Genomic DNA, 17,337 nt, shown 5'->3' on the forward strand with positions numbered 1-17,337 from the left:
ATGAAGTATTCATCCGATGGAAATCCGCGCGACGGGCGTGCTCCTGTCAATCCCACCAACGCCCCGCCATTCACAACGCCTGAACAGAAACGGCATGGTTTTATTGTCGGGTGCATGGTCGTGTTCTTTGTCACGCTGATCGCCATGGTATGCTGGTTCTTTCCACAGATCCCGCTACCCAGATTCTGATACGCTGGCATGAACATGACGACATGCATGACACGAATGCCGGCCCCATACAGGGCTGGCATTTGTCCGGTTCCTGCCACATCCACCTGATCCATCCCGGCATCACCGGTTCGACCGGACGCCCCTGGCCGGATGTCGTGGCCTACGCAATTTTACGCAATGGACCTGTCATGCAGGGTCTGTAAGGTTACGGTAGTCGGATCTGGATGGAAGTGGAGTTTGTGATTACGCCTCTCCAGCGTGCAAGAGGGCAGTTCGGGCTGGACGTCAGGGCCGATGGTTCGCGCACGCGCATGGCCGACCTGGTGCAGGCGGGATGCTGTCGCCTGCTGTTTCCGCGTATCGTGGGGCAGGGGATGGAGGCCGCGACCGTCAACATATCCGGTGGCGTTGCCGCAGGCGACCGTATCGAGGGCCACCTTGCCTGTGGCGAGGGAACGGACCTGCTGGTGACATCGCAGGCGGCGGAGCGGATCTATCGCGCCCGTCCCGATGACGCGCCAGCTGAAATCGCGGTTTCATGCCATGTTGCCGCTAATGCGCGGCTGGAATGGCTTCCGCATGGCACGATCTTCTTTGATGGCAGCCGCCTCCACCGTCACATGACGGTGGACATGGCCGGCTCCGCCTCCTTCCTTTTTCTGGAAAACCGGATATTCGGCCGCAGGGGCTCGGGTGAGCATCTGTCGCGGCTGGGCGTGCGCGACCGGCTGTCCATCCGGCGGGATGGCGAACTGCTGTTGGAAGACATGCTGCGGCTGGACAGCACGGATGTTTCGGCCCTGCTGGCGCAACCCGCCGTCATGGGCGGACAGGGGGCTGTTGCGACCCTGGTGCTGGTCAGCCCGCAGGCCATGGACCTGCTGCCTGCGCTGCGGTCGCGGCTGACTGCCCCCGAATGTGCGGGGTTTGCCGCCTCCGCGTGGAATGGCATGCTGGTGGCAAGGGGGCTGGCCCCCGGCGGGTGGCCGCTGGAGGTCGCGGTGCGGCACATCCTGCCCGTGCTGCGCGACGCACGGCCCATGCCGTCCACGTGGCGGTCATGATGATGGAGGCGCCGGACAGGCGCACAAGGGAACGGATCGATACATGAAGCTGACACCGCGGGAAAAGGACAAGCTGCTGATTTCCATGGCGGCCATGGTGGCCCGGCGCAGGCTGGACCGTGGCGTGCGCCTGAACTACCCCGAGGCCGTGGCCCTGATTACCGACCACGTGGTGGAAGGCGCACGCGATGGGCTGAGCGTGGCCGAACTCATGACCAGTGGTGGCCATGTGCTGACGCGCGCGCAGGTCATGCCCGGCGTGGCCGAAATGATCCATGATGTACAGGTCGAAGCAACCTTTCCCGATGGCACGAAGCTGGTGACAGTCCATGACCCGATACGCTGACCCCCTGCCCGAAGGCGCCGTGCCGGGCGAGATCCTGCCTGCCAATGGTGACATCACCCTGAATGAAGGGCAGCCGCGTCGTGTGCTGCGCGTCATCAATACCGGTGACCGCCCCGTGCAGGTCGGCAGTCACTACCATTTTGCCGAGGTCAATCCCGCCCTGCATCTTGACCGTGCGCAGGCACTGGGCTGGCGGCTGGATGTGCCATCCGGCGGCGCGGTGCGGTTTGAGCCGGGGCAGGAGCGCGATGTGACGCTGGTCCCCCTGCGTGGGCTGCGGCGTGTGATCGGTTTCAGGGGCGATGTGATGGGGAGCGTGGGCGAATGACCCGTCTTGCACGGCATGACTACGCAGGCCAGTTCGGTCCGACCACGGGCGACCGCGTGCGGCTGGCGGATACGAACCTGCTGGTGGAGGTGGAAAAGGACTTCACCACCTATGGCGAGGAAGTGCGCTTTGGCGGGGGCAAGACCATCCGTGATGGCATGGGCCAGTCACAGGCCACCCGCGCGCAGGGAGCGGCGGATACCGTCATCACCAACGCGCTGGTTATAGACCACTGGGGCATCGTCAAGGCCGATGTGGCACTGCGTGACGGACGGATCGCGGCGATCGGCAAGGCGGGCAACCCGGACATCCAGCCCGGGGTGGACATCATCATCGGTCCGGGCACGGAAATCATTGCGGGGGAAGGGAAGATCCTGACCGCCGGTGGCATGGACAGCCACATTCACTTCATCTGCCCACAGCAGATTGAGGAAGCGCTGGCCTCGGGCATCACCACCATGCTGGGTGGTGGTACGGGACCGGCCACGGGCACGGCGGCCACCACCTGCACGCCGGGGCCGTGGCATCTGGCCCGCATGCTGCAGGCGGCCGACGCGTTTCCCGTCAACCTGGCTTTTGCGGGCAAGGGCAATGCCTCCCGCCCCGAAGGGCTGGAGGAAATGGTCCGCGCCGGGGCGAGCTGCCTGAAACTGCATGAGGACTGGGGCTCCACCCCCGCAGCCATCGACTGCTGCCTTGGTGTTGCCGACCGGATGGACGTGCAGGTCATGATCCATACCGACACGCTGAACGAAAGCGGCTTTGTGGAAGATACGATTGCAGCCTTCCAGGGGCGCACGATCCATGCCTTCCATACCGAAGGGGCAGGCGGTGGCCATGCGCCGGACATCATCAGGGTGGCGGGACTGCCCAACGTTCTGCCGTCTTCCACCAATCCCACGCGGCCCTATACGCGCAATACGCTGGATGAGCATCTGGACATGCTCATGGTCTGTCATCATCTTGACCCCAGGGTGCCGGAAGATATTGCGTTTGCCGAAAGCCGCATCCGGCGCGAGACCATCGCGGCGGAGGACATTTTCCACGACATGGGCGTACTGTCGATGATGTCATCCGACAGTCAGGCCATGGGCCGGGTCGGCGAAGTGCCGCTGCGTACGTGGCAGACCGCCCACAAGATGAAAAGCCAGCGTGGTGCGCTGCCGGGCGATGGCGCGGCGGACAACAACCGCGTCAAACGCTATATCGCCAAATACACCATCAACCCCGCCATCGCCCATGGCCTGTCGCATGAAGTCGGGTCCATCGCGGTGGGCAAACTGGCCGACCTGGTATTGTGGGAGCCTGCTTTTTTTGGCGTGAAGCCAGATCTTGTCATCAAGGGTGGGGCCATCGCCTATGCCATGATGGGCGACCCGAACGCCTCCATCCCCACGCCACAGCCGGTTCATGGCCGCATGATGTTTGGCGGCTATGGCGGTGCGCTGACGCATACAAGCCTGACCTTCGTGTCAAACGCGGCCCTTGAAGATGATATCGGCCGGAAACTTGGCCTGCGTAAAAGCCTGTCCGCCGTTTCCAACACGCGCGGCGGGATTGGCAAGCGCAGCATGATCCATAACGATGCCATGCCGCATATCGAGGTTGATCCCGAAACGTATGAAGTGCGTGCCGACGGCGTGCTGCTGACATGCGAACCTGCCGACATCCTGCCCATGGCCCAGAGGTATTTCCTGTTCTGATGACCCGTGTTGCCGAAATCCTGCCAGCAGGTAGCTGGACACCGACTGATGCGACGGATGTGTTCGCAGCTGATTACGAAGGCCGCCATCGTCGGCGCATGATGCTGCCCCTGCGGTCGGGCGGCAGGGTGCTGCTGGAACTGGACCATGCCCGGCTGCTGCATGATGGCGAGGGCCTGCGGCTGGAGGATGGCCGTATCATACGGGTCGAGGCCGTGCCGGAAGACCTGATGGAAGTCACGGCGCACGATGCGCTGCACCTGCTGCGGCTGGCGTGGCATCTGGGCAACCGGCACCTGCCTGCGGCCATTGGGGAACGATGCATTCTGGTGCGTTATGACCATGTCATTGCCGATATGGTCCGTGGCCTTGGCGGTCATGTGCGCAACGTGCAGGCCCCCTTTGATCCCGAAAGCGGGGCCTATGCCGGGCGGACGGGCACGCATGGTCACGACCATGCCCATTCCCATGATCACGCCAGCGGCCATCACCATCATCCACATGACTGAACACGCGCCGGTCGGGCAGGATTTCCTGCGCCTGCTGTCATGGGTGTCACCCGCGTTTCCCACGGGCGGCTACGCCTACAGCCATGGGCTGGAATGGGCGGTCGAACGCGGCGCCGTGCGCGATGTGGAGACGTTGTGCGCATGGATCGGCGCCCTGTTGCGGCACGGCAGTCTGGGCAATGACCTGATCATCATGCATGCGGCATGGACTGCTGGCGCGGATGACGCGCGCCTGCGCGACATTGCCCGGTTCGCCTGCGCCTGCGCGTCATCACGTGAGCGGTATGAGGAAACAGTCTATCAGGGCGAAGCCTTCCTGCGTGCCGCAGGGGTATGGGATGTCGTGCCACCGAAGGCTGCGATGGCGGGCGTGCGCTGGCCCCTGCCGGTGGCGCAGGGACTTGTTTTCCGCCGTGGGGGCGTTGCGTGCGGGCAGGCCATGCTGTCGGGCGGGTATGCGGCGGTGGCTGCCCTTGTCTCCGCCGCTGTAAGGCTGGTGCCGCTGGGGCAGACGGACGGGCTGCGTGCACTGTCCCGGCTGGAATCCGTGCTGGCGGAAACCGCGCGGCGCGCGCAGGACCGGACGCTGGAAGATGTTGGCGGGGCCTGTTTCGGCTCCGACCTTGCGGCCATGCATCATGAAACTCAGGAAACGAGGTTGTTCAGGACATGACAAAGGCAGAACACGGTCCGCTGCGCGTTGGTATCGGTGGCCCGGTCGGCACGGGCAAGACGGCACTGATGGATGCGCTGTGCCGCCGTTTTCGTGATGACTACAATATCGCCGCCATCACGAATGATATCTACACGCGCGAGGATGCGGAGTTCCTGACCCGCGCGGGTTCGCTGCCGCCCGAACGGATCATGGGGATCGAGACCGGCGGCTGCCCGCATACCGCCATCCGGGAAGACGCCAGCATCAACCTTGCAGGCATTGCCGAACTGACGGACCGCTTTGCGGGGCTGGATCTGGTGCTGGTGGAAAGCGGGGGGGATAACCTTGCCGCCACCTTCAGCCCCGAACTGGCGGACCTGACCATTTATGTCATCGATGTCTCGGCAGGTGACAAGATCCCGCGCAAGGGTGGCCCCGGCATTACACGCAGTGATCTGCTGGTCATCAACAAGATCGATCTTGCGCCGCATGTCGGCGCGGACCTCGGCGTCATGGATCGTGACAGCAGGCGCATGCGTGGCGAGCGGCCTTTCGTGTTCGCCAATATCCGCGCAGGTGACGGGGTGGAGGCGATTGCACGTTTCATTATCAGTCACGGTGGCCTTTGACATCGCCGTGACGTGACGATCGCGGCGTTTCCTGTGCCCTGATCCCATCCCCAATCCGGCATGGGGCGGGCAGGGTGCCGGATATATCTGTACTGACTGATTATTTTCATGAATGGCCGGGCACGCGCCCCGTTCCACGCAGCGCCGCGGGACGGGGCGCATGCATGTGGATTATGCCACGCAGGCGCGGAAAAAGGCCAGAAAAGGGTCGTTCTAAGTAATTTCACGCATCCCGCACTTCCGATGCAATTTCGTAATATTTCCCTGTCGCCAGCCAGTGACCGCAGCCACAAGGGGATATTCATGATTGCGCCTGTATCCCGGTTTATGACGGACCGGAAGAAAAGACTGCTTCGTTGCGGCAGTATCCTGTCGGCCTGTGCCGTCATCGGTGTCGCCGCAACGCAGCAGGCCCGCGCGGGGGCAACCGTCAATTTTGGCAAGGACCAGTTCTTTACCCTTGGCCTGGGGGTCAAGGCGCAGTACCTCAGCCACGACACCACCATGCCCAAAAATGGTGACGCCGCCAGTGCGGACGACCTGCGTATCTACATGGGCGCGCAGTTCCACAAATACGTCAAATCCACCCTGAACCTTGAACGCCTGCGCGACGGGAACTGGAACGTGCTGGACGGCATCCTGCAGGTCGAACGGTGGAAGGCGTTCAATATCTGGGGCGGCCGGATGCTGACGCCCAGTGACCGCTCCAACCTTGATGGCCCGTATTTTCTCAGCACTTTCGCCTTTCCGATGGTCGCGCAATATCCCGGCGCGTGGTCGGGACGTGATGATGGCATTGCCGTGTGGGGCAAGCTGCTCAAGGACCATTTCCGTTATGTCGCGGGTGTTTACCGGGGGCATAACTGGGTCAGGGGCGGTTCCAACTATGGCGAACATCCCCTGTTCGCCGCCCGGATGGAATACAACTTCCTCGATCCCGAACCCTCGGCTGCCTATTACACCGCAAGCACCTATTACGGTAAGGCGGACATCCTCGCCATCGGCCTTGCCGGACAGTACGAAACCGATGGCGTGGGCACTGCCGAGCAGAAGGGCGATTACAAGGCGTGGAACATTGATGGCCTGTTTGAAAAACGGATCGGCAAGGAAGCCCGGGGCGGCGTCTATACGCTGGAAGGGGCATATTACCAGTATTATACCGGCGGCGTGAAGGACATCGCCGCAGGCTATGGGCAGAGATCAGCCGATTACGGCAATGTGGGCGGCATAAATGATGGCACGGCGTTCCTTGCCAGCACGGCGTACCTCATTCCCTACAGGCTGGGCTGGGGGCGCATCCAGCCGCTGGTGCGTTATCAGGAATTCCGGTTCCGGAAGGACATGTACGGGCCCGGCCACCCCAAGACCACGCAGTTCGATGCTGGCGCCAATTATGTCATGGACGGGCACAACCTGCGCTTTACCTTTGATTATGCCCGCTACAAGCCCCAGGGGGCGCGTGCCATCGGTGCCTTCCTGCTGGGCATGCAGTTCCAGTACTGACGCCGTCTTGCCAGTCACATTATTGAAAAGGCGGGCAGGCTGCCGCCACCGCCGGGAGATATCCGAATGCTGATCTTCACGCGACAGGTCATGGGTGCCGCTGTCATGCTGGCCTGCGGGTGCGCGCCGGTCATGGTGCATGCGGCGCCGAAGCCCGCGCCCGAAACGCTGGATTGCCGCCACCTGCTGGTGGAAGACGTGCGCCTGTCCGACCGCCTGGATGTATTGCAGCACAGCGAAGCCAGCGCCGTTGCAAAGGATGCGGCACCCGAGGAAAAAGGCTTTTTTGTAAAGTTTGACCCCGTGCCGGGCTTCGGCATCATGAAGGGGGCCACCCTTACCCCTGCAGGTCATCCCATTCAGGAGGATGCGACCGAGCGCAGTCTGGACAGGGTACGGCAGAAACTGGCGGATGTGCGCCGCTACGAACAGCGTAAGCTGTGTCCGGAGGTCAATGCCCCCGACATGCAGCAGGAACGGCTTTCCGATGAAGGCGCGCGCACGGCCCGGTAAGGGGCAGTTGCTATCCCTCCTGCAGCAGGCGCGATGCGGTGGCCGCGGCCGCCGCGCGCGTACTCAGGCCGGTCTTGTTGTAGATCTGCTCGATATGCTTGTCGATCGTGCGCGGGCTGACCTGCAGGATGTCGGCAATGTCGCGGCTGGTCTTGCCGCGCGATATCCATAACAGCACTTCCGCCTCCCGCGCGCTCAGGCCCAGCCGGTCGCGCAGTATCTTTTCGGGAAACAGGGCCTGTCGGGCAATGCGCAGCAGCAGTTCGTCCGGCCCGGTGGCGCCGACCAGCGTCAGGACAAACGCGTTTTCCCCCATGCTCTGGCGCATCAGCACGCCACCGGGCGCGGGCAGCGTGTCGGGCAGGGGAATGGCGGCCCCCGTCATGCCCGCCAGTTCATCCAGGATCAGCCGGGCCTGCGGGGTGGCCCACAGCACGGCGCCGGTGCGGCTGGTGGCGAACAGGAAACGCCCGGCATGGTCGAGCGCGCCATGGGCGGAACGGATGCGCGCCGCCGCTTCCATCCGCACGCCAATGCGGGCCATGACTTCCTCCAGCCGCAACGGTTTTGTCACGTAATCCGCGGCGCCGGCCTCAAAGGCGCGGATGACGTGTTCCGTCTCGGTCAGGCCGGTCATGAAGATGATGGGCACCGCAGTCAGCCGCATGTCATGGCGCAGGGCGGCGCACACATCCCACCCGTTCATGCCGGGCATGAGGGCATCGACCATGACCAGGTCGGGCACGGTGCGCGCGGTCACTTCCAGTGCCGTACTGCCGGACTGCGCCAGCAGGACGGTATAGCCGCCTTCCGCCAGTTTCTCATCCATCAGGCCAAGTACGGCAGGGTCGTCATCAATGACGAGGACGGTCTTGCGCGATGTATCGGGCGTTGTCATGGCGCGGGTGGCTCCAGATGATGGCGCAGGGCTTCCAGTTGATAGGCGGCGGCAAGTTCACACAGCGGCGCGATGGCCTCACGCAGGGCGGGATTTTCGGTCTGGAGCGTAAGGAGACGCTCACGCACGCGCCGCATGTTGCCGCCATTGAGCAGCGCCAGAAGCGCCTCACGCTCCGCCTCCGGCAGTGCTGTCGCGGGGATCGTCGGCCCATCGGCCGTTTCAGCCGTATCGACTGTCGGGAAATTCCATGACAGGTCAAGCATCCGCCCGATTTCGGTCACAAGCACGGACAGATTCACCGGCTTGCCCAGCACGGGACAGTCATCAAGCGAGGGGACATGCCGGTTCGCGCTTTCCACCAGATTGCCGGTCAGGAACATGATCGGCACGGCGGCAAAGGGCGACTGCCGTATGCGCAGCGCAAGGTCGCGTCCGTCCATGCCCGGCATGGACAGGTCCAGCAGCAGCAGGTCCGGCCGCACGAAGGGCAGGCGGTCAAGACATTCCGTGCCACTTTCCGCGCCCTCGAACACGAAGCCGCACCGTTCAAGGATTTCGCGCATGATCAGCCGGTGTTCGGCATTGTCATCCACCACCAGCACGGTGCGCAAGGGCCCGTCATACCCGACCGGGAAGGCCGGTAGCTGCGGGGCAAGTTCCACCTGCCGGTCCGACAGCATCAGGCGCACGCGAAAGCGCGATCCTGCGCCCGGCGTGCTGGTAAATGTCAGTTCACCGCCAAGGATTTCCGTCAGCAGTCTGGTAATGGTCAGCCCCAGCCCGGTGCCCGGCACGCCCGCGCTGCCACTGCCGCGCTCGAAGGGTTCGAATATGCGGCCATAGTCTTCTTCCGCAATGCCGGGGCCGGTGTCGGCTATGATGAATTCCGCGATCTGCCCGTGCCAGCGCGCCGTGAATGTCACGCTGCCACGGCGGGTGAACTTGACCGCGTTGGACAGCAGGTTGAGCAGGATCTGGCGCAGGCGGTGTTCGTCGCACGTCACCACGGCGGGTAGGTAGCCGGGTTGCCAGATCAGATTCAGCCCCCTGGCCATTGCCTGCGGGCGGATCATCTGGGCGACGGATTCAAGGAAGGCGGGCAGGGCGATGGTATCGGCATGGAGTTCGATACGTCCGGCCTCGATGCGCGATATGTCCAGCAGGCCGGACAGGATGCTGGTGATGTGCTCGCCACTTTCACGCATGATGCCCAGCGCCTTGTGACGTTCGGGCGGCAGGCGCGCATCATGCTGCAGAAGCTGGATGTAGCCCATGATGGCGTTCAGTGGCGAGCGGATTTCATGGCTTATGCCACTGATATAACGGGTTTTGGCCAGACTTGCCGCTTCCGCTTTTTCCCGTGCCAGCTTGAGGGCATGGTCGGTACGGCGGCGGGCACGGATTTCGTTCATGAGCAGGCGCGTCTGGTGCAGTGTTTCATGCGTGGCGGTGCGTCGGCCTTCCTGCGCCATGACCAGCAGCCACGCCCCGACGGCGCAGGCCACGAATACAAGCAGCACCGTGCCATTCCATGGCTGCCCCATCCGCCATGCCACCAGCCCGAGGCCAAGCGTGATACCGCCCAGCATGAGCGAAAACCGCCCGCCTGGCGCCATCACCCGGCGGCGCAGCGCGGGCGGCAGGATGCGCAGGGGGGCGGCCATCTGCCGGTTCATGCGGGTGGAGACCGGCTTGCAGCGATCGCGGCAGCGTCCGTCAAGCGAGCAGCACAGCGAACAGATCGTGCCGCCATAAGCAGGGCAGGGCGCCATGTCCTCCGGTTCGAACGTATGTTCGCATATGACGCATGTCATGGCCGGGCGGCTGTTCCAGTCGGCTGGCTGCCGGCGCGCCAGATAGGTGCGGCCATGGGTCAGCCATGCCAGCAGGGGGGCCGTGAGGCAGGCTGCCGCCAGCGTAAGGAACGGGGCATAGGCGCTGGCGTAAATGCCAAAGACCCCCAGGTAGGCGGCCATGCCCAGACCCGCCGCCAGCCCCCATGCACCCAGCCCCACAATATTGAAATCCGGCAGCAGCGCCCGCTTGAACTCCACCAGCGCGGGGCTGAGGCCAAGCGGCTTGCATATGGTCACGTCCCCCAGGATCGCGCCAATCCACGCACATGCCAGCACGCCATACAGCGTGATGCCGGTCTGGATGGTGCTGACCAGCCCCGCTTCCATCAGCACAAGGGCGATGGCGACATTGAATACGACATAGAACACCCGCCCCGGATGGGTATGCGTCAGGCGCGAGAAGAAATTCGACCATGCCAGCGACCCGGCATAGGCATTGGTTATGTTGACCTTGACCTGCGCCAGCGCGACCAGCACGACCGTCAGGAACGTGGCCAGTGGGGCCGGCGTGAACGTGCCCCATGCAAAGCGGTACATAAGGCCGGGCTGCACCGCCTGCGTTGCGGAAAAACCGGCCCGCAGGATGATCCATGCAAGGAATGATCCCGCCAGCAGCTTGAACGCGTCCAGCACCACCCAGCCCGGCCCCCCCAGCACCAGCGCGGTCCACCACTGCCGCCGGTTGGCGGCGGTGGGGGGGGGCAGGAAGCGCAGGAAATCGATCTGCTCGGCGCTCTGGCACACCAGCACGATCATGAGCGAGGCCGCCGTGCCGATGGCAATGGGGTCCAGTATGCCGGGCCGGGTCAGCAGGCCACCTGAATGCGTCCATTCATGCAGCAGGTCGGGATGTGCTGCCGCCAGCACGGCCAGCGGAATGATGTTCAGCGCGAACCATACTGGCTGTGTCGCGATCTGGAAGCGGGCGATGAAGGTGATCCCCCACGTGACCAGTGGAATGACGATGGCCGCGCACAGCAGGTAGGCCAGCCATAGCGGCATGCCCAGCAGCGTGTGCAGCGTGCCCGCCAGGATCGCCGCCTCCAGCCCGAAGAAGATGAAGGTAAAGCTGGCATAAAGCAGGGAGGTGATGGTCGAGCCGATATAGCCGAACCCCGTGCCGCGCGTCAGCAGGTCGATATCCAGCCCCGCCCGCGCCGCCGTCACGCATAACGGCAGGGTGACGGTGAAGATGACGGCGGTGACAAGGGCGATGGCTGCCGCCGTATTGGCAAACCCGAAGGCCAGCGTCAGCGTGCCGCCCATGGCCTCCAGCGCCAGGAACGAAATCGACCCCAGCGCCGTCAGTGCCGCGCGCATGGGCGTTGCCGTGCGGGCGCGGCGTGCGGTGAAGCGCAGGGCGTAGTCCTCGAACGTCTGGTCGGCGGCCCAGCGGCTGTAGGCCCGGCGGGGGCGCACGATACGCAGGCGGCTGGTCGGATGCGGCAAGGTTTACGGCTTCCACGGCTTGGGGTGGTCGTGCCCATCATCGTAACGGAACGGGCGGCGGGACATACGCAGGAATGCGTATGGGAAGCGCTTTTATATCAGCCGACAATATGGGGAGCAGCAAAAGGACCGTTCATCATGCCCGTTAACCTGCCTCCTCTTTCCCGTCGTGCGTTCGGACGTCTTGCCCTTGCCTCCTCGGCGGCTGCTGTGGGCGGGATGTGGCGGGCAGGCCCGGCGCGTGCCGCCGCCCCCACGGGTGAGCCGATCAAGGTCGGCATCCTGCATTCCCTGTCCGGCACGATGGCCATTAGCGAGACCACGCTGAAGGACGTCATGCTGATGCTGATCGCCGAGCAGAACCGCAGGGGCGGCGTGCTGGGACGACCGCTGGAACCCGTGGTGGTGGACCCGGCCTCCAACTGGCCGCTTTTTGCCGAAAAGGCGCGTCAGCTCCTGTCGGTGGACCGGGCCGCGGCCGTATTCGGCTGCTGGACCAGCGTGTCGCGCAAATCGGTGCTGCCGGTGTTCGAGGAACTCAACGGCATCCTGTTCTATCCCGTGCAGTATGAAGGACAGGAATGCAGCCGCAACATCTTCTACACCGGCGCGGCCCCCAACCAGCAGGCCATTCCGGCGGTTGACTACCTGCTGAGCGAGGACGGCGGCGGGGCAAGGCGTTTCGCGCTGATCGGCACGGATTACGTCTATCCGCGCACGACCAACCAGATCCTTGTCAATTACCTCAAGGCCAAGGGGATTGCCGAATCGGACATCATGGTCAACTACACGCCATTCGGTCAGTCCGACTGGCAGACCATCGTCTCGCAGATCAAGGCATTCGGGTCGGCTGGCAGGAAGACCGCCGTCGTCTCGACCATCAATGGCGATGCGAACGTGCCGTTCTACAAGGAACTGGGCAATCAGGGCATTTCGGCAACCGACATCCCGGTCATGGCCTTCAGCGTGGGTGAGGAGGAACTGGCGGGCATGGATACCGCCCCGCTGGTGGGCCAGCTTGCCGCATGGAACTATTTCGAAAGCATCGACACGCCTGCCAATACCGCGTTCATCAGGCAGTGGCACGACTTCACCAGAAACCCGAAGCGTACCACCAACGACCCGATGGAAGCGCATTACATTGGCTTCAACATGTGGGTGCAGGCCGTGACAAAGGCCGGTACGACCGACCATGACAGGGTGATCGACGCCATGATCGGCATCCGCCAGCCCAACCTGACGGGCGGCGTGGCCGAAATGCTGCCCGACCACCACCTGACCAAGCCGGTCTATATCGGTGAGATACAGGAAGATGGCCAGTTCTCGGTCGTATGGAAAACCCCCGGACTTGTCCCCGGTCAGGCATGGTCGCCATGGGTACCGGAAACAAAGGACCTGATCGGGGACTGGAGCAAGCCCATCTCGTGCGGGAATTACAACAAGGCAACCAAAACCTGCCTTGGGCACAAGCATGCTTAAAGCGCGCTCCGCCTGCCTTGTGGCGGCGCTGTGGCTGGGGGGCGCGCTGTTGCCGGGCGTCGCCCATGCTGATGCGTTTTCCGGCCTGTCCAGCGCCCGGCCGGATGAAACGGCGGCCACCGTTTCCGCGCTGGCCGGATCGGGGGCCCCGCAGGCAGGCGCCGTGCTGCAGGCGCTGGGGGAGCGGCATCTTTTCACGACCCCCGATGGCGGCCTGTACATCCGCCATGGTGAGGCCTGCATCGATGCCCGCACCGGCCAGCCTGTCGCGGTCGTGCCGGACGGGCTGAAGCCGATCCGCCTGAACAACCGCATCCGCACGGCGCTGGCGGGCGCGCAGGCCGAAATGGGGCTTATCGCCCCGCAGGCCGACATCCGGCTGAAGGCGGCGGACGCGCTTTATGGCCGGCATGACCCCGCCATGCTGCTCGCCCTTGACCATGCCCTGTCGGTGGAAAAGGACCGGACGGTCCGTACACGGCTCATGCAGGCGCGCGCGGCGACCATCCTGGCCCAGCCGCCCGGACAGGGCGCGCAGGACGCGCGGCTGGAGGCGGTCCGGTCGCTTGCGGCGGCAGGCGGGCTGGAGGCGCGTGGCATTCTGGCCGGCGTCGCCCGGTCGGATGCCGAAGCGCTGCCGGTGCGCCATGCAGCGCAGGCCGCCGTATCCAGCATCGACTGGCACCTGCGGGCATGGGGCGTGCTGCAGAACGCCTTTTATGGCCTGAGCTACGGCTCCGTGCTGCTGCTGGCGGCGACGGGCCTTGCCATTACCTTTGGCGTGATGGGCGTGATCAACATGGCCCATGGCGAGATGATGATGATCGGCGCCTATGTGACGTGGATGGTGCAGCAGGGCATACGCGCCACCATTCCCGCGCTGGAACCGGTGGCGATCCTTGTGGCCATTCCGGTCGCGTTCGCGGTATGTGGAGCGCTGGGCGTGCTGATCGAACGGGGGCTGATCCGCTTTCTGTATGGCCGCCCATTGGAAACGCTGCTGGCCACGTGGGGGCTTTCGCTTATCCTGCAACAGGCCGTGCGGTCCATTTTCGGGCCGACGAACATTGCGGTGCAGACCCCGGCATGGCTGTCGGGTTCGGTTGCGGTGGGGGGCATGGACATCACGCTCAACCGGCTGGCCATTCTTGTGTTTGCCGGGCTTGTGCTGGGTGGGCTGATGCTGGTGCTGCGCCGCACGCCACTGGGCCTGCAGATGCGTGCCGTCACCCAGAACCGGCGCATGGCCGCGCTGATGGGCATCCGCACGCCACGGGTCGATGCGCTGGCGTTCGGGCTGGGGGCGGGACTTGCCGGGCTGGCGGGTGTCGCGGTCAGCCAGATTGACAATGTCAGCCCCAACCTTGGTCAGTCCTATATCATCGACAGTTTCATGGTGGTGGTGTTTGGCGGTGTCGGCAACCTGTGGGGTACGCTGGCGGCCGCCATGGCGCTGGGCATGGGCGGCAAGGTGCTGGAACCGACCATTGGCGCGGTTTCGGCCAAGATCGCCATTCTCGTGCTGGTCATCCTCTATATCCAGCGGCATCCGCGCGGCATGTTTCCCGTGCGCGGACGGGGAGTTGAATCATGAACCCGTTTTCGACCCACGGCACGCGCAGCTTCCGTGGCGTGATCTGGATGGCGGCGGCCGTGGTGGTGGCGGCTGGCGGCCTGGCTATGGCAAGTCTTCTGCCGGAGGGCAATCCCCTCCATGCCTCGGCCTTTGTCGTGTCGCTGGCGGGCAAATACCTGGCCTATGCCATGCTGGCGCTATCGGTTGACCTGGTATGGGGATTTGCCGGGATCCTGACGCTGGGCCATGCGGCGTTCTTCGCGCTGGGGGGATATGCCATGGGCATGTATCTCATGCGCGAGATCGGGGCGCGGGGTGTTTATGGCAATGCCAGCCTGCCCGATTTCATGATTTTCCTCTCATGGAAAAGTCTGCCGTGGTACTGGTGGGGGTCGGACCATTTTGCATGGGCCGCCTTTCTGGTGCTGGCCGTGCCGGGGGTTCTGGCGGGGGTGTTCGGCTGGCTTGCCTTCCGTTCGCGCGTGTCGGGGGTGTACCTGTCCATCATCACGCAGGCGCTGACCTATGCGCTGATGCTGGCGTTTTTCCAGAATGGGCTGGGCTTTGGCGGCAATAATGGCCTGACCGATTTCAAGGATATCCTTGGCGCCGACCTGCACGCGCCCATGACGCGCGCCGTGCTGCTGGTGGTGACGGGCGTGCTGCTGGCCGCCAGCCTGCTGGCTGCGCGTTTCGTGGTGGGCAGCCGGTTCGGCAACCTGCTGGTGGCCGTGCGCGATGCGGAAAACCGCACCCGCTTCCTTGGTTACCGCCCCGATCAGGTCAAGCTGCTGGTGTGGGTGTTTTCCGCCATGATCGCGGGGCTGGGCGGCGCGCTGTATGTCACGCAGGTGGGTATCATCAACCCCGGCGAGTTCGCGCCCGCCAATTCCATTGAATCCGTGATCTGGGTGGCGGTCGGTGGCCGTGGCACGCTGTGCGGGGCGGTGCTGGGGGCGATACTGGTCAATCTGGGCAAGACGCTGTTTACGGCGTGGCTGCCGGAATTCTGGCTGTACGGGCTGGGGCTGCTGTTCATTTGCACCACGCTGTTCCTGCCGCAGGGGATCATGGGGCTGTGGCGACATGTCCGCAAGCCTGCGCCGGAGGAGGTGACGCCGGAAGTGTCGGATACGCAGGGAGACGAGACATGACGGACGATCTTCTGCTGGATGTGCGCGACGTGAGCGTGACGTTTGACGGTTTCCGCGCCATCAACAACCTCAGCCTGTCGCTGCGCCCGGGCGAGATGCGCGCCATCGTGGGGCCGAACGGGGCGGGCAAGACGACCATGATGGACATCATTACCGGCAAGACCCGTCCCGATACCGGCACCGTGCGCTTCAGGGACCGCGACCTGACGCGGCTGGATGAACCGTCCATCGCCCGGCTGGGCATCGGACGCAAATTCCAGAAGCCAACCGTGTTCGAGGCCCTGAGCGTGAGCGAAAACCTGCTGCTTTCGCTCAAGGGCATCCGTTCGCCCTTTGCGGTGCTCATGGCGCGCCGGAGCGAACGCGAGCATGAGCGCATTGCGCACCTGCTGCAACTGACGCGCCTGCAGGCCATGGCCGACCAGCCGGCAGGCGGCATGAGCCATGGCCAGAAGCAGTGGCTGGAGATCGGGATGCTGATGGGACAGGAACCGGATCTGCTGCTGGTGGATGAACCCGTGGCCGGCATGACCGATGCCGAAACCATGGCCACGGCTGACCTGCTGCGTGAAATCAACCGTACGCGCAGCGTGGTGGTGGTGGAACATGACATGGATTTCGTCCGTGCCCTGGGGGTGACCGTGACAGTGCTGCATGAAGGCTCCGTGCTGGCCGAAGGCACGCTGGATGAGGTCAGTGCCGACCCGCGCGTGATCGAGGTCTATCTTGGGCGCTGAATATCGCGCCCGAAGCAGGAAAGGAGGCAATGCGCATGCTCGGTGTTAAGGATGTGCATCTGCATTACGGTGCGGCAATCGCCCTGCGCGGGGTTTCCATCGAAGCGCGCGCGGGCGAAGTGACATGCGTGCTGGGGCGCAATGGCGTGGGCAAGACCAGCCTGATCCGCGCCATAACCGGCATGCACGCCATAAGTTCGGGCCGGATCGAATGGGAAGGCGAGGACATAACGAAACTGGCCGCCTATGACCGCGCCAGCCGTGGCATCGCCACAGTGCCGCAGGGGCGCGACATCTTTCCACTGCTGAGCGTGCGTGAGAACCTGGAAACGGGATTCGGTCTTCTGCCACGCGGGCAGCGCAGGGTCCCTGACGAGATATTCGACCTGTTTCCCGTTCTGGCGCAGATGCTGGACCGCCGGGGCGGCGACCTGTCGGGCGGCCAGCAGCAGCAGCTTGCCATTGCGCGCGCACTGGTGATCCGCCCGCGCCTGCTGGTGCTTGATGAACCGACCGAAGGGATCCAGCCCAGCATCATCAAGGATATTGGCACCATTATCGGCATGCTGCGCGACCGGGGGGACATGGCGATCGTGCTGGTCGAGCAGTATTTTGACTTTGCCTTTGAACTGGCTGACAGCATCGCCGTGCTGGACCGTGGCAAGGTCGTGCTGGCGGGGCAGGCGTGTGATCTCGTGGCGGAGGACGTTCGCTCCCACATCACGATCTGACCCTGCGGGACCGCCAGAAGGGCGCGGATATGA

Annotated in this window: 17 protein-coding genes; 15 read left to right on the top strand and 2 right to left on the bottom strand. The window is 64.1% G+C overall.

Annotation, left to right across the window (positions count from 1 at the left end; translation table 11 throughout):
• The 10 genes from B7449_RS21015 (at window position 1) to B7449_RS05480 (ending at window position 7,421) form a co-directional block, all read left to right on the top strand.
• On the top strand, window positions 1-189 hold the full coding sequence (locus tag B7449_RS21015; RefSeq protein ID WP_039736082.1) for a hypothetical protein: 189 nt from the start codon (window positions 1-3) through the stop codon (window positions 187-189).
• Between the two features lie 221 nt (window positions 190-410).
• Window positions 411-1,235 (top strand): urease accessory protein UreD, encoded by an 825-nt coding sequence (locus B7449_RS05440; protein ID WP_235721161.1) that lies wholly within the window; start codon window positions 411-413, stop codon window positions 1,233-1,235.
• 43 nt (window positions 1,236-1,278) lie between these two features.
• Window positions 1,279-1,581 (top strand): urease subunit gamma, encoded by a 303-nt coding sequence (locus B7449_RS05445; RefSeq protein WP_039736084.1) that lies wholly within the window; start codon window positions 1,279-1,281, stop codon window positions 1,579-1,581.
• On the top strand, window positions 1,565-1,909 hold the full coding sequence (locus B7449_RS05450; RefSeq protein ID WP_039736085.1) for an urease subunit beta: 345 nt from the start codon (window positions 1,565-1,567) through the stop codon (window positions 1,907-1,909). Before B7449_RS05445 ends, B7449_RS05450 begins: the two co-directional genes overlap by 17 nt.
• Entirely contained in the window at window positions 1,906-3,612 is a 1,707-nt protein-coding gene (gene ureC, locus B7449_RS05455; RefSeq protein ID WP_039736086.1) for an urease subunit alpha, read from the top strand. Before B7449_RS05450 ends, ureC begins: the two co-directional genes overlap by 4 nt.
• A complete protein-coding gene (locus tag B7449_RS05460) occupies window positions 3,612-4,121 on the top strand; it encodes an urease accessory protein UreE (RefSeq protein ID WP_039736087.1) in 510 nt (169 codons plus the stop codon). Before ureC ends, B7449_RS05460 begins: the two co-directional genes overlap by 1 nt.
• A complete protein-coding gene (locus B7449_RS05465) occupies window positions 4,081-4,794 on the top strand; it encodes an urease accessory protein UreF (RefSeq protein ID WP_082084776.1) in 714 nt (237 codons plus the stop codon). Before B7449_RS05460 ends, B7449_RS05465 begins: the two co-directional genes overlap by 41 nt.
• Entirely contained in the window at window positions 4,791-5,405 is a 615-nt protein-coding gene (ureG, locus tag B7449_RS05470; protein WP_039736088.1) for an urease accessory protein UreG, read from the top strand. Before B7449_RS05465 ends, ureG begins: the two co-directional genes overlap by 4 nt.
• 303 nt (window positions 5,406-5,708) lie before the next feature.
• Complete coding sequence (locus B7449_RS05475) at window positions 5,709-6,908, top strand: porin (RefSeq protein WP_235721162.1); 1,200 nt, start codon at window positions 5,709-5,711, stop codon at window positions 6,906-6,908.
• Window positions 6,909-6,974: 66 nt separating this feature from the next.
• Window positions 6,975-7,421, top strand: coding sequence for a hypothetical protein (locus B7449_RS05480; RefSeq protein WP_039736089.1), 447 nt, complete (start codon window positions 6,975-6,977; stop codon window positions 7,419-7,421).
• 10 nt (window positions 7,422-7,431) lie between these two features.
• Here B7449_RS05480 and B7449_RS05485 read toward each other — a convergent pair whose 3' ends face one another.
• Together B7449_RS05485 and B7449_RS05490 are read right to left on the bottom strand one after the other, a co-directional pair.
• Window positions 7,432-8,319, bottom strand: a complete 888-nt coding sequence (locus tag B7449_RS05485) for a response regulator transcription factor (protein WP_039736090.1) — start codon at window positions 8,317-8,319, stop codon at window positions 7,432-7,434.
• Entirely contained in the window at window positions 8,316-11,627 is a 3,312-nt protein-coding gene (locus tag B7449_RS05490; RefSeq protein ID WP_039736091.1) for a hybrid sensor histidine kinase/response regulator, read from the bottom strand. Before B7449_RS05490 ends, B7449_RS05485 begins: the two co-directional genes overlap by 4 nt.
• 138 nt (window positions 11,628-11,765) lie before the next feature.
• Between B7449_RS05490 and urtA the strand changes: the two genes are divergently transcribed.
• The 5 genes from urtA to urtE are packed head-to-tail and all read left to right on the top strand — an operon-like array spanning window position 11,766 to window position 17,304.
• Window positions 11,766-13,106, top strand: a complete 1,341-nt coding sequence (gene urtA, locus B7449_RS05495) for an urea ABC transporter substrate-binding protein (RefSeq protein ID WP_039736114.1) — start codon at window positions 11,766-11,768, stop codon at window positions 13,104-13,106.
• Window positions 13,099-14,700 carry an urea ABC transporter permease subunit UrtB gene (urtB, locus tag B7449_RS05500; protein ID WP_039736092.1) on the top strand — a complete coding sequence of 534 codons (1,602 nt, stop codon included), beginning with the start codon at window positions 13,099-13,101 and terminating at the stop codon, window positions 14,698-14,700. The genes urtA and urtB overlap by 8 nt, the downstream gene beginning before the upstream one ends.
• A complete protein-coding gene (gene urtC, locus B7449_RS05505; protein ID WP_039736093.1) occupies window positions 14,697-15,836 on the top strand; it encodes an urea ABC transporter permease subunit UrtC in 1,140 nt (379 codons plus the stop codon). Before urtB ends, urtC begins: the two co-directional genes overlap by 4 nt.
• A complete protein-coding gene (gene urtD, locus B7449_RS05510; protein WP_039736094.1) occupies window positions 15,833-16,573 on the top strand; it encodes an urea ABC transporter ATP-binding protein UrtD in 741 nt (246 codons plus the stop codon). The genes urtC and urtD overlap by 4 nt, the downstream gene beginning before the upstream one ends.
• Window positions 16,574-16,608: 35 nt before the next feature.
• Entirely contained in the window at window positions 16,609-17,304 is a 696-nt protein-coding gene (urtE, locus tag B7449_RS05515) for an urea ABC transporter ATP-binding subunit UrtE (protein ID WP_039736115.1), read from the top strand.
• The last annotated feature ends 33 nt before the right edge of the window (window positions 17,305-17,337 follow it).

Origin of the sequence: Komagataeibacter intermedius TF2 (assembly GCF_000964425.1) — a bacterium.
Lineage (GTDB): Bacteria > Pseudomonadota > Alphaproteobacteria > Acetobacterales > Acetobacteraceae > Komagataeibacter > Komagataeibacter intermedius.

Excerpts from the sequence above, each read along its gene's own strand:
- B7449_RS21015 (WP_039736082.1), top strand. The coding sequence starts at position 1 with ATGAAGTATTCATCCGATGGAAATCCGCGCGACGGGCGTGCTCCTGTC.
- B7449_RS05445 (WP_039736084.1), top strand. The coding sequence starts at position 1,279 with ATGAAGCTGACACCGCGGGAAAAGGACAAGCTGCTGATTTCCATGGCG.
- B7449_RS05450 (WP_039736085.1), top strand. The coding sequence starts at position 1,565 with ATGACCCGATACGCTGACCCCCTGCCCGAAGGCGCCGTGCCGGGCGAG.
- ureC (WP_039736086.1), top strand. The coding sequence starts at position 1,906 with ATGACCCGTCTTGCACGGCATGACTACGCAGGCCAGTTCGGTCCGACC.
- B7449_RS05460 (WP_039736087.1), top strand. The coding sequence starts at position 3,612 with ATGACCCGTGTTGCCGAAATCCTGCCAGCAGGTAGCTGGACACCGACT.
- B7449_RS05465 (WP_082084776.1), top strand. The coding sequence starts at position 4,081 with ATGATCACGCCAGCGGCCATCACCATCATCCACATGACTGAACACGCG.
- ureG (WP_039736088.1), top strand. The coding sequence starts at position 4,791 with ATGACAAAGGCAGAACACGGTCCGCTGCGCGTTGGTATCGGTGGCCCG.
- B7449_RS05475 (WP_235721162.1), top strand. The coding sequence starts at position 5,709 with ATGATTGCGCCTGTATCCCGGTTTATGACGGACCGGAAGAAAAGACTG.
- B7449_RS05480 (WP_039736089.1), top strand. The coding sequence starts at position 6,975 with ATGCTGATCTTCACGCGACAGGTCATGGGTGCCGCTGTCATGCTGGCC.
- B7449_RS05485 (WP_039736090.1), bottom strand. The coding sequence starts at position 8,319 with ATGACAACGCCCGATACATCGCGCAAGACCGTCCTCGTCATTGATGAC.
- urtA (WP_039736114.1), top strand. The coding sequence starts at position 11,766 with ATGCCCGTTAACCTGCCTCCTCTTTCCCGTCGTGCGTTCGGACGTCTT.
- urtB (WP_039736092.1), top strand. The coding sequence starts at position 13,099 with ATGCTTAAAGCGCGCTCCGCCTGCCTTGTGGCGGCGCTGTGGCTGGGG.
- urtC (WP_039736093.1), top strand. The coding sequence starts at position 14,697 with ATGAACCCGTTTTCGACCCACGGCACGCGCAGCTTCCGTGGCGTGATC.
- urtD (WP_039736094.1), top strand. The coding sequence starts at position 15,833 with ATGACGGACGATCTTCTGCTGGATGTGCGCGACGTGAGCGTGACGTTT.
- urtE (WP_039736115.1), top strand. The coding sequence starts at position 16,609 with ATGCTCGGTGTTAAGGATGTGCATCTGCATTACGGTGCGGCAATCGCC.